This is a genomic window from Alloacidobacterium dinghuense (genome assembly GCF_014274465.1).
Lineage (GTDB): Bacteria > Acidobacteriota > Terriglobia > Terriglobales > Acidobacteriaceae > Alloacidobacterium > Alloacidobacterium dinghuense.
Genome location: NZ_CP060394.1, coordinates 5,091,713 through 5,103,223, shown reverse-complemented (window position 1 = coordinate 5,103,223; position 11,511 = coordinate 5,091,713). Strand labels below are relative to the sequence as shown.

10 protein-coding genes are annotated in these 11,511 nt (G+C 51.6%); 8 read left to right on the top strand and 2 right to left on the bottom strand.

Going from position 1 to position 11,511, the window contains the following annotated elements; translation table 11 throughout:
- The first annotated feature begins 242 nt into the window (after positions 1-242).
- From H7849_RS21285 to H7849_RS21265, 5 genes are all read left to right on the top strand, one after another.
- Entirely contained in the window at positions 243-1,370 is a 1,128-nt protein-coding gene (locus tag H7849_RS21285) for an NAD-dependent epimerase/dehydratase family protein (RefSeq protein WP_186742334.1), read from the top strand.
- Positions 1,371-1,383: 13 nt separating this feature from the next.
- The gene (locus tag H7849_RS21280; RefSeq protein ID WP_186742332.1) at positions 1,384-2,268 is read left to right on the top strand and encodes a glycosyltransferase family 2 protein; all 885 of its coding nucleotides are present in this window, start codon (positions 1,384-1,386) and stop codon (positions 2,266-2,268) included.
- A 79-nt stretch (positions 2,269-2,347) separates the two neighbouring features.
- Positions 2,348-3,763, top strand: a complete 1,416-nt coding sequence (locus H7849_RS21275; RefSeq protein ID WP_186742330.1) for an O-antigen ligase family protein — start codon at positions 2,348-2,350, stop codon at positions 3,761-3,763.
- Positions 3,760-4,764 carry a glycosyltransferase family protein gene (locus tag H7849_RS21270; RefSeq protein WP_186742328.1) on the top strand — a complete coding sequence of 335 codons (1,005 nt, stop codon included), beginning with the start codon at positions 3,760-3,762 and terminating at the stop codon, positions 4,762-4,764. The genes H7849_RS21275 and H7849_RS21270 overlap by 4 nt, the downstream gene beginning before the upstream one ends.
- A gap of 96 nt (positions 4,765-4,860) precedes the next feature.
- Positions 4,861-5,925 (top strand): glycosyltransferase family 4 protein, encoded by a 1,065-nt coding sequence (locus H7849_RS21265; protein ID WP_186742327.1) that lies wholly within the window; start codon positions 4,861-4,863, stop codon positions 5,923-5,925.
- 21 nt (positions 5,926-5,946) lie between these two features.
- Here the strand turns inward: H7849_RS21265 and H7849_RS21260 are convergent, their stop codons facing one another.
- Complete coding sequence (locus tag H7849_RS21260) at positions 5,947-6,582, bottom strand: D-glycero-alpha-D-manno-heptose-1,7-bisphosphate 7-phosphatase (RefSeq protein ID WP_251106389.1); 636 nt, start codon at positions 6,580-6,582, stop codon at positions 5,947-5,949.
- Positions 6,583-6,606: 24 nt separating this feature from the next.
- Between H7849_RS21260 and H7849_RS21255 the strand changes: the two genes are divergently transcribed.
- The 3 genes from H7849_RS21255 (at position 6,607) to H7849_RS26950 (ending at position 10,520) form a co-directional block, all read left to right on the top strand.
- Positions 6,607-7,230, top strand: coding sequence for a D-sedoheptulose-7-phosphate isomerase (locus tag H7849_RS21255; protein WP_186742325.1), 624 nt, complete (start codon positions 6,607-6,609; stop codon positions 7,228-7,230).
- On the top strand, positions 7,227-8,759 hold the full coding sequence (gene hldE, locus H7849_RS21250) for a bifunctional D-glycero-beta-D-manno-heptose-7-phosphate kinase/D-glycero-beta-D-manno-heptose 1-phosphate adenylyltransferase HldE (protein WP_186742323.1): 1,533 nt from the start codon (positions 7,227-7,229) through the stop codon (positions 8,757-8,759). The genes H7849_RS21255 and hldE overlap by 4 nt, the downstream gene beginning before the upstream one ends.
- Before the next feature lie 138 nt (positions 8,760-8,897).
- Positions 8,898-10,520, top strand: a complete 1,623-nt coding sequence (locus H7849_RS26950) for a hypothetical protein (protein ID WP_251106388.1) — start codon at positions 8,898-8,900, stop codon at positions 10,518-10,520.
- A 369-nt stretch (positions 10,521-10,889) separates the two neighbouring features.
- On the opposite strand, the gene H7849_RS21240 is transcribed toward H7849_RS26950, so the two are convergent.
- Entirely contained in the window at positions 10,890-11,459 is a 570-nt protein-coding gene (locus tag H7849_RS21240; protein WP_186742321.1) for a DinB family protein, read from the bottom strand.
- Between the last annotated feature and the right edge of the window lie 52 nt (positions 11,460-11,511).

The window sequence follows — 11,511 nt, the reverse complement described above, 5'->3', positions numbered from 1 at the left end:
GGAAGAATCGGGTTGGCGATCTTTTTCCTGGCGAGCTTTCCATTACTTGCTGCCCTAATCGGCTAGGATGTTTCGGCTGGGCCACGGTTATTCGGTTTCACCGTAAAGTACGATTGTCTATGTTGGCCATCGCCGGGTATTTCGAACAAAATGGAGCGCATGAAGAGATTTTTTGAGCGTCGAGGGCTTCTCTTTTTGAGGTTGATCTTGAATTCGGTTGCATTCCGAATCGTCGATGGAAAATGAATATTCTTATCACCGGCGGAGCCGGCTTTATTGGAAGTCATTTGACACGTTACCTGCTCACGCAGGGACACAAAATCACTATTCTTGACAATTTCCTGCAGCAGGTTCATGGCGATAGGCGCTCACTTGCCGATGACATCGCGACGGATGTACGGCTCGTGCGCGGGGACGTTGCTGATGAATCCGCCGTAGCTTCAGCGTTACAGGGTGCGGAAGCCATTGTTCATCTGGCCGCCGAGACGGGTACTGGCCAATCGATGTACGAAATCGGGCGTTACGCGCGTGCCAACCTGGTAGGTACCTCACAGCTCTTTGAGGAGATAACGAAGAATTCAAAGCTACACATCGAAAAGATTATTGTTGCATCGTCTCGTGCCATCTATGGCGAAGGAGCATATCGGTGCGTAACGGACGGAATTGTATACCCTCAATCACGTTCCTCAGTCGATAAGCAAGCGGGCTATTTTGACCCCTTGTGTCCCATTTGCCACGAGACTTGCGCCGCCATAGCCACTCCGGAAGATGCACCCCTACAGCCGTCATCTTTTTATGGCCTGACTAAGTTGACACAAGAGCAAATCGTGCTGCTTTTCGGTCAGGTTAGGGGGATTTCATCGATTGCGTTGCGATATCAAAATGTCTACGGACCGGGACAGTCACTACAGAATCCCTACACTGGCATTCTCGCCATCTTCTCAAATCTGGCTCGCCTTGGTCAGCCGATTCGCATATTCGAGGATGGTAAGGAGAGTAGAGATTTTGTTTATATTGATGATGTAGTAGCCGCAACGGCCACCGCACTACTCGCGCCGGTAACAGGATGTCATTCTCTGAATATTGGTTCGGATGGACATATTTCAGTTTTGGAGGTGGCCAATAGGGTCAGTGCCTATTTTGGGAGCCGATCGACCGTGCAGGTGACGGGTGCATTTCGTGAAGGTGACGTTCGTCACGGCTTTGGGCAAGTGGCTCGTGCTCATGAGTTATTAGGCTATCGGCCCACCTGGGAGTTTGGCCAAGGCATTGAGAGATTTCTGTCTTGGGCTGAGAGAGCGCCCGTCTCCGCCGAGGGTTATGAGGATTCTCTTGAGGAGATGCGGAACCGGGGGTTGTTGCGTGGTTGAATCCGCGTTGACTGTGAAAGGCAAGATCGGTGTTGTGACTGTTACCTATAACAGTGCACCAGTCCTACGGGAATTTTTCGAGTCATTGGGCAATCAAACACATAGAAACTTCGTTCTCTATCTTGTGGATAATAATTCCAGGGACGAAACATTGATGATGGTACGTCAACGGGAGGATTTGCCCTCCGTTGTCATTGCCAATCAAGAGAATCTTGGTGTCGCAGAAGGCAACAACCAAGGCATTCGCGCTGCCATCTCGGATGGATGTGAGTGCGTTCTCTTACTAAATAACGATACCATTTTTCAATCCAACTTTATCGAAAGATTATATTCGGCGTTAGATCGCCATCAGTGTGACATGACTACGAGTAAGATGTACCACCACGATTCGCCAAAACGCATTTGGTGTGCTGGTGGGCGATTCTTGCCGTTCCGTGGATACAATATTAGTCACAACGGAGAGGGAGAAACAGATGTCGGTCAGTTTAATACGCCGCGACGTGTAACATATACACCGACCTGTTGTTTGATGGCGAAAGCGACGGTGTTTCACCGAGTAGGGCTTATGGATAGTCGTTACTTCGTTTACTCGGATGACGTTGATTTCTTATACCGCTGTCTGAAAAATAGCGTTTCGCTGTGGTATGTGCCTGAAGCTAAGCTTTGGCATAAGGTAAGTTATTTAACGGGTAATATGTCAGACTTTATGGTCCATTATTCAACTCGTAATCGTATATATTTCGTTCGCAAACACCTCCCCTTTTTCCTGGCGCTGCTGTGGTATTGGCAAGCGCAGCTTCAGTCGACAGTGGCCTTTGCAGTGCGTCATATAAAATTCTCGAGATGGAATCTTCGTGTGACCGCAGCAAGAGATGGATGGAAGATGCTCGCTCGATAGCCGATACAGGTCATCGGCTGATGGGACAACCTTAAATCCAAATGTTTTAGTAGAGTATTAATTTTTCGGGATAAGTCTAGTGGAAATAACTCCAATCGGATGGATCTTAATTTCTTTTGGAGCCGTGTTTTCAATTTTCTACCCTGAAGGGCTCTATGCCCTCACAATATTCTTTATCCCCTTCTCAGCGACATCCATTTTAAATATAGGATCCGGCGATACAGGGGCCGGAATTCAGCCCTATATGTTCCTAGGTTTTCTGCTACTCCTTCGTGAATGCGGGGTAATAGTATGGCGTTCGAAGATCAGGCTTGAGAAATCAATACAGACCCCTACCCTCCTTTACTTGTTATTTCTTCTCGTGAGTGGTGTGTCGCTTCTGATGCCCATCTGGATTGATGGAAGTGTGGAGGTTCCATCGAGAGGTACTTTGGACGCGACACTAGAACCTCTAGTATTTGACGCTGGAAGAGTCAGAATATTCTTTGGTTTGATTTATACCTTTTTCCTGACGATATTCATAGCAAAGAGGAATTTGTCTCCGAGTGAATTTACTAAGACAGCACGAATATACCTAACGTCGGGTGTATTCGTGTCGCTATGGGGATTGCTCCAACTCATTTTGTATCTCGTCCACATTCCATATCCATATATGCTATTTAACAATAGCGCCTCTCCAAATGCCCTAGGATACGAGGCGGTTGTGGACACCCTGGACATCAGGAGAGTGTCTTCGGTGGCTCTGGAACCAAGCTCATTAGCTACGACATTGATTGGGATGATTCCGTTTTTGGTGATGTCGACTTTTGCTAAGGCCTATATCTTTGGTAAGTACTTAGATCGCGTTGTTGCGGCCCTCCTAATCATTGTCCTGATCCTCACTACGTCGTCTACTGGATATTTGGGTTTTCTATCCCTTTGCTTTCTATTTCCCTTTTCCTGGCCAGGACTGCGCAAAGCCAGAACGCGACTGCTCTTCTTAGGTGTCGCGCTGGTAGTGTTGATGGCTGCCGCATATGCGGCTGTACCTCAGGTAAGAGATATTCTTGCGTGGACAGTACTGGACAAAGCGGGATCTTATTCCGCATTAGAAAGATGGGCAATCATATATATCGACCTAGGATATTTCCTGCAATATCCGATGTTGGGAGTGGGGTGGGGTAGTACCCCGACCCACGACACGATCATAGGATTGCTAGCAAGTTGCGGACTGCTGGGATTTGGGTCTTTTGTCGGGTTGATAGGTTTCACTGCAAGAAGGTTAGTGAACCAAGTTAATTCTGCTGCAGTCGTTTCTCGCAAGGTTGCAGTGATGGCCGGCATCATGTTCTTGTCCCTCTGCGCTACGATGATGGCTTACCTAGTCAGCGGCCTTCCAGGTGGAGGCACGTTTACTCTAATTTTAGGCTTGTCGATAGCGGCGATCGGTCTCAGGGAGAAGTCAGCAAGACCGTCGAATTATCTGCCGGGGATCGCAAACGGGGGACCAGAATGAAGTCTGTCGTAATTGTCACTGGTTCCTTTCCGCCGGATATATGTGGGGTAGGTGACTACACTAACGCGCTAGTCGATGCGCTAAAAGAACAATTAACTACGGTCCGCGTATTTTACAGGGAAAACTGGTCATGGCGTATGTTGCTGCAATATGCGCATCAGATCAGGGAAATGAATGCTGAAATCATTAACGTACAATATCCGACACGAGGTTATGGGGCTAGTATCGTCCCCCACATCCTCGGGCTATTCACTGGCCGAGCTAAGAAGGTTGTAACGCTACATGAGTTTTCCCAGGCAAGTATTAAGGGCAAGGCAGCGATGCTTCTCTTCTTTTTGTTTGCGGATTGGATCATATTTACCACAGATTATGAGCGCGAGTTAGCGTGCAGGGTCGCTCCATGGGTAAGGAGGAAGTCTAGCACCGTCAACATCGCAAGCAACATACCTATGCAGGGTGCAACCAAACGTGATATCGACGTCGTGTATTTTGGACACATATGTCGAACCAAGGGTTTGGAGGAGTTTGGGAATGTGATTGAGCAACTTCGCGACCGTCGGGATCTGCTAAGGGTACAGGTTATCGGGCAGATAATGCCCGGAAGCGAAGAGTATGCAACCGGCATCATAGAGCGATTCAAAGCCCTTGGAATTGAGGTCGTGCTTGATAGACCCGCAGACGAGGTCTCAACTTTGTTGGCACGAGCACGTGTAGCGCTATTGCCCTTTCCTGATGGAATGAGTTTACGTCGCGGCTCCGCGTTGGCAGCGATGGGAAATGGTGCCTTGCTTCTCACCACCTGGTCATTCACTGAAGCAGCGCTTCTTGAAGGTAAGTGTCTGATGGCGAGAACCGCAAGCGACTTATACCGTGTTTTAGTGGATGCATTGGATAACTATTCTTCTTATGATCGAGTTCGGATCTCGGGGCAAGATCTCGCCAGATCATTTTCCTGGGAAAGAGTCTTATCCGCATATATTCAGACGATAAATTCACTTTGAAGGAGTCGGCAAGGATTTATCGGAAAGGTAGTCGCCTAAGGTATTCGGAGCATGAGAGAAGTGTCAAGTATAGCCATTGACTTGCGGATGTACAGAATGTCAGGAATTGGAAGATACCTTCAGGGTCTCTTACCAGCGCTTGTCCCCCGCCTCAATGCCAAGAGGATCATCGCGTTGGGTCGCGGGACAGATCTTGGGGCGGAAGCGTGGGCCAAAGACAGCCGTGTGGATGTACGCACATTCGAATACCCGATATTTGGCGCTGCCGAGCAACTTCCAAGTGCAACTAGTATCTATCGGGAAGCGGAAGCACTATGGGTTCCCCAGTACAACATCCCGCTGTTTTATCGAGGAAAACTGGTGGTTACTCTTCATGATTTATGCCATTTGGCCCTTCCGGAGACACTGCGAACTCACGTGCAGCGTTGGTATTCTCGACGGCTTTTGACTGCCGTTGCAAATCGCGCAGACGTCCTTCTATGCGTTTCGCAGTTTACCGCGAAAGAGGTTGAGAGGTTCCTTAATGTCACCCCAGATCGCATTCTGGTTACATATCCTCCAATAGCCGACAACTGGGCGAGAGCGAGTGATGTCAAGGAGGCACATACTCCTAAACCGTATCTTCTTTTTGTTGGAAATCAGAAGAAAAATAAAAACCTTGTCGGCCTCATAGGCGCATTTCGGCAGGTCATGCATAGAATTCCCCACCACCTGGTTCTTGTGGGGAAGAGAGATGGGTTCCTGAACTTCGACACTGAAATCGACTTTTCTGATGTGCAGTTACATGGTCGAGTACTCTTTGTCGGGCAGGTTTCTGAGCAGGAGCTGAGGATGTATTATAGGGGGGCTGATGCACTGATTTTCCCGTCGTTATATGAGGGCTTCGGCTTTCCCTTAGTTGAAGCTATGCTACACGGTTGCCCTATAGCCTGTTCTAATGCTTCGTCATTGCCCGAGGTTGCAGGGGACGCGGCGCTCTACTTCAATCCGGTAGAAATTTCGGACATGGCTAAAGCGATTTATGCTGTGGTGACGGATATTGGGTTAAGAGCAATTCTGATCCAAAATGGTTACGCAAGAGTTAGGCGTTTTACTAATGATTCGGGTGCCGTAGCCACCGCGCTTGCGATGAACAATTTGGTTGGACAGCATTTAGGCTAGTCCCGTATGGCTTTCATTACTTCAACGAAGATACTGGGCAACTGCCTCGAACAGAGAGCTGGACACAGCACTTGCAAGTACGATGGCTTCAGTCGCCCCCGTTTTCTGAATCTTCAGATCGTTTTGAATAAAGATGGATGGAAGCCCAAGACGATGTGCGGCTTCAATATCGGAAATCGAATCACCTATGACGAGGCTGTTGGCTCTTGAGGCCTCGGGGAAATCTCGAAACGCCCGCTCAAATAGTCCTGTTTTCGGCTTTCTACAGTTGCATTGGTCTTTGTCATGTGGGCAATAGTAGAAGGCATCAATATGGGCGTGCTTGGCATTCAGGTGCTTCTGCAATTGCTCGTGAATAGTCTCCACCTCGGCATTGTCATACAATCCAAGCGATATGCCGCGCTGATTGGTGACCACAATGACACATCGTCCGGATTGATTTAGAGAGGCGATGGCAGCCTCAACGCCAGGAAGAAACTGGAAGTCACGCCAATTGGCAACATATTCACCCTCAGGGGCTTTGCGGTTTATCACTCCGTCTCGATCGAGAAAGACGTACTTGATGTCAGGGAATAGCATGTTCGTATGGTGGAAGCATGAGTAGTAACGAATATGATAATAAAGTACGGAAGCAAATTCCGCTTTCGTTAGCTCCACCCGCAACCCTCAAAAGGAGAGCCGATGCGTGCATCCCTCAATTTCACTCTATCCTTACAATTCGACTCGGTGATTGATGAGCACCTAGCCGTGATTAACGGGTTGAGATCTCAGAAGCTTATATTGGAGCAGATTGCTGCCGAGATGACACGGTCCCTTTGCAAGGGCGGGAAGGTACTGTGGTGTGGAAATGGCGGCAGTGCTGCTGATTGCCAACACCTTGCGGCGGAACTTGTTGGACGATTTCGGCGTAGTCGGCGTGCTTTGCCCTCAATCGCGCTAACGACGGATACTTCCATTCTTACAGCAGTTGGAAACGATTACGGGTTTGATGAGATTTTCCGGCGCCAGGTCGAAGCATTGTGTGTAACTGGTGATGTCGTCGTTGGCATTTCAACCTCGGGAAACAGCACAAATGTGTGTGCGGCCCTGCAGGCCGCTCGTAAGTTGGGAGTATTCACGGTGGGTTTTACGGGAGACGGTGGAGGCGCTATTTCTACCATTGCTCATGCCACACTCCGCATCCCCTCGAAAGATACAGCACGCATCCAAGAGGCCCACATTCTGTGTGGGCATATCCTATGCGACTGGCTCGAGTTAGCTGTCTGCGAACGTCAAATCTTGGATAATGAAGCGGTGACGCAATGATTCAGAACCTCCACGAGGTTATTCAATTAATCGAGGATAACTGGCGCAAAACGCAAGTATTGGTGGTCGGCGATCTAATGCTAGACCGCTATATTTGGGGAGATGTCAAGCGAATCTCGCCTGAAGCGCCGGTGCCCATAGTACATGCTACACTCAGCACCGACCGTCCCGGTGGCGCAGCAAATGTGGCCATGAACATAGTGGGTCTCGGGGCGAAAGTAGCCGTTTTGGGGTTCTGTGGCAACGATTCCGAAGGTGTCTTGCTGGAGAAGCACTTGCGTGACGCTGGAATTCAAGCGGAAATGACTTCGGTCATGAATCGTCCCACGACTAGCAAGCTCAGGATATTGTGCGGACAACAGCAGTTATTGCGCTTGGATACCGAGCGGTGCGAGGCCTATCCCGGTGACGCATACGCTGCACTAGTCAAACAAATTGAATGTGCGATAACTTCAGCAGATGCAGTGATACTTTCAGATTACGGGAAGGGAGTCCTTACAGAAGAGGTCTGTCAGTGGGTGATTCTGGCAGCGCGTCGGCAAGGCATTCCGGTACTAGTTGATCCTAAACGGCCTAGCTTTGCGAGATATCATGGCGCAACCACCATTTGCCCAAATCTGACTGAGTTATCGGTCGCAGTTGGAATCTCTTCCGATGATGTGGAGGCACTTCTTCAGGCAGGGCAGAATTTGGTAGGGCAGTTGGATCTGGATTGCTTAGTGCCAACGCTCAGCGAGAAAGGTATCGCCGTTCTGCGACAACAATCGAAATTTGTCGCGCCTGCCGTTGCACGCCAGGTTTTTGATGTTTCTGGCGCAGGAGATACAGTAATCGCGACGTTGGCCTTAGCGACTGCCAACGGATTAGAAATGGAAACCGCTGCTCAAGTTGCCAACATTGCTGCAGGAATTGTCATCGGCAAAGTAGGAACGGTGCCGGTTAACAGAGATGAATTGCTAGCAGCTCTGAAGCCGGAAATCGAGTTGCGAGCAATGGAAAAGGTTTTGACGCTAGATCAGTTAAAGATACATGTGTCGGCATGGCGTTCCGCTCGTGAAACAGTTGTCTTCACGAATGGCTGTTTCGATTTGCTGCATATCGGGCACGTCGCCCTGCTGGAGGAGGCTCGCCGCGAGGGAGATCGGTTGATCGTAGCGATTAATAGTGACGCCTCTGTGAGAGGTCTCAAGGGATCATCCAGGCCAATCGTGGGAGAACAGGAACGCGCTCGCATTCTTGCCGCCTTTGCAGTGGTTGATGCGGTAATTGCATTCGATGATCCGACGCCTTTACGCCTTATCGACGCGATCCGCCCAGATGTAATTGTGAAGGGCGGCGATTACCGCGAAGAAGCCGTCGTCGGAGCGGAAGAGGTTCGCTCGTGGGGCGGCCGAGTGAAGATTGTGCCGACGGTTGAAGGCTTCAGTACTACGAAACTAATCGATAGAGCCACCACAGGTTTGACCGATGAGTCGATGAAATCGAAAGATAGCTTTGAGTTGACGACTCAAGGAACCTCAGCGCGATAACGTTGATCCACAGCTGAGTCCATACTCGCATCTCATTGAAATTGGTGCTGAAGACAGTTGGACACAGGTAACTTCGGATTTAGCCTCGCACCACGACTTTTTCTTGCAAAGCGCATCTAAGCTCTTCGGAGAATCATAATGCGCATTTCGAGAGAATTTGGGGCGGTCGCGCTTGTTGGGCTGGCCCTCATGTATGGTGCGATCGGATGCAAGAAGCAATCCGATAATGCCGACAATACGTCGGCACAGGGAGATCAGAGCCAGCAGGATCCGAATTATGATCCGGCTAGCGCGAATATGGCGCCGGGGGACCAGTCGGCTGCTGCCAATGAGAGTGCTACGACTTCGGCTGCACCCAGCCCTGCGTCTAACCCGGCTCCTGCTTCGCAGGCGTCATCGGCCAGCAGTGACAATGTGCCGCCACCGCCGCCGGATCAATCGACGACCGAGTATCCGGAAGACAACACTGTTCCTGCGACCGAGGTTAGTTCAGATCAGAGCAGCTATTACGACACTGCTGCTGTAGCGCAGCCTGTGTACGCGCCGCAACCTCCGCCTCCGCTACCGGTTTACGAGCAGCCGGCGTGCCCTGGACCGAACTACATCTGGACGCCTGGTTATTGGGGATACCAGCCCGTGGGCTACTACTGGGTTCCGGGCGTTTGGGTGATTGCGCCCTATGTGGGCTCGCTGTGGACGCCGGGCTACTGGGGATGGTTCGGCAATCAATACCGATGGAATCACGGCTACTGGGGGCCGCACATTGGATATTATGGCGGGATTAATTACGGCCATGGCTATGTGGGCAACGGGTATTACGGCGGCTACTGGAACCACAACAACTTCTACTACAACCGGACGATCACGAATGTGAATACGACGGTGGTCAGGAACGTGTATGTCCATAACGTCGTGATCAACAACGTGACCATCAACAACTACAACAACACACGGGTGAGCTATAACGGCGGACACGGCGGCATCGAGTCGCGACCCACTCAGGGTGAGCTGGAGGCGTCGCGCGAACGGCATATGCCGCCGCTGACGGCGCAGACGATGCATGCGCGCCAGGCGTCGCAGGACCGGTCGCAATTCTTCAATGTGAATCATGGACGTCCGCAAAACGTGGCTGTGAATCGGCCCCTGGCAACTCCGTTCCGCGAGCCTGCGGCGCAGCCTCCGGTGCGAGGAGTTGCGAACCCCGGGTTGGTGCAGCGCACGGCGATGAACCACCCTGGAGCCCAACCGCGACCCGAGGCACGACCAACGCCCAACGAAGTGAGGCCCACTGAGGCGCGATCCACTGAGGCAAGACCCAACGAAGTGAGGCCTACTGAGGCGCGACCCACTGAGGCAAGGCCCAACGAAGCAAGGCCCACTGAGGCAAGACCCACTGAGGCAAGACCAAACGAGGCAAGGCCAGCGGTTACGGAAACACGACCGCAACCGCAGCAATCGCCAAACCTGATCCGCCCGCAGGCCCATCCGGAGAACACGGTTCGGACGGAGCAGCCTCGAGAGGTCCGGCCGCAGCCTGTCCAGCATGAGCAACAGAAGCCACAGCCGGAAGTTCAGAGGGAACAGCCGAAGCCACAGCCGGAGCAGCGGCCCGCGGTCCAACGAGAGCAACCACGTCCGCAGCAGGAGGCCCGGCCGGCACCCCGTCCCGAGGCCCGACCCCAGGAAGAACGTCCGGCCGCACAGCATCCGGAAGGTAAGCCGCAGGAGCCGCAGCACGAAGATCATCCTCACGCGCGTTGACCGGCTGGAACGATCAGGCGGAAACTCTAAGAGCTTCCGCCTTCCTTTCTTTATGGGTGCTCCCTCCCCATAATTTTATTAAATTCCTTATTTTCATCCACTTACGGCTTGGCCTATGAGGAAATTCCCTGTTTTCAATCACTTACCAAATTATTGAAAACAAGGAATTTATGACACAGCGTCTCGAACTCGCTATTGAATATGGTCTGCACATTTCGTGGATGCTCGCCAGCAAAACAAGAAGTGGGATTCTTCTCTCTATTACAAGGATAGCTGATTCCGGTTAGAATTATGCCAATCCTTGTTGTCACGAATATTCAATGGAATGAGCTATTTGAGGCAGAGGGGGCCGAATCGCCTCTTGACAGATTATTTTCTTCCAGCTGCTTCGACTGTGTAGGTAGGGTCAGCCCCTTCCCAGGAGACGTCGGCTGTCGGTCCGTAAGTGGAAGGGACCGCCTTTCCCAGCAGGCGCAGATAGAGGGTGAGCTGGGTGCGGTGGTGAGCGGTGTGGAGGACGCGCCGCCAGAAGACCCAGATACGCTGCCGCTTTACGTCGAAGAAGGGAACGACTTCCATCCACCAGGGTGTGTCCTGCTGAGCGAAGAAGGTTAGGCGTTTTAAGGCGAGTTCGACGAGGCGAGTGCAGGCGGTTTCGATGGCCAGGGTGGCGGGTAGTACCTGGTCGGGCGGCGGCTCGGGCGTGACGAGGAATTCGCCGAAGAAGCGACGCTCGGAGAGGAGCTGATGCTTGAGGATGCCGCCTACATCAGTGGATTTGGGGTGTGGCTTATAGCCGAGGTCGGCGTCAGAGAAGATGCGCCAGGTGGAGACGACTTTGTTGGTTTCGCTGACGTAGGTGTCGAGGAGGTGCTGGTAGAGCGGGTTGATGGCCTGCGGGATCGCGCTGTCGGGGATGGCGGTGTATGGATATTTCATGGCCGGGTTCCCTCGTAGGTTGGGGCTCTTGCTTTCCCACCCTGACTTCGTC

Coding starts and splice junctions, on each gene's coding strand:
- H7849_RS21285 (WP_186742334.1), top strand. CDS start 243: ATGAATATTCTTATCACCGGCGGAGCCGGCTTTATTGGAAGTCATTTG.
- H7849_RS21270 (WP_186742328.1), top strand. CDS start 3,760: ATGAAGTCTGTCGTAATTGTCACTGGTTCCTTTCCGCCGGATATATGT.
- H7849_RS21265 (WP_186742327.1), top strand. CDS start 4,861: ATGTCAGGAATTGGAAGATACCTTCAGGGTCTCTTACCAGCGCTTGTC.
- H7849_RS21255 (WP_186742325.1), top strand. CDS start 6,607: ATGCGTGCATCCCTCAATTTCACTCTATCCTTACAATTCGACTCGGTG.
- hldE (WP_186742323.1), top strand. CDS start 7,227: ATGATTCAGAACCTCCACGAGGTTATTCAATTAATCGAGGATAACTGG.
- H7849_RS26950 (WP_251106388.1), top strand. CDS start 8,898: ATGCGCATTTCGAGAGAATTTGGGGCGGTCGCGCTTGTTGGGCTGGCC.
- H7849_RS21240 (WP_186742321.1), bottom strand. CDS start 11,459: ATGAAATATCCATACACCGCCATCCCCGACAGCGCGATCCCGCAGGCC.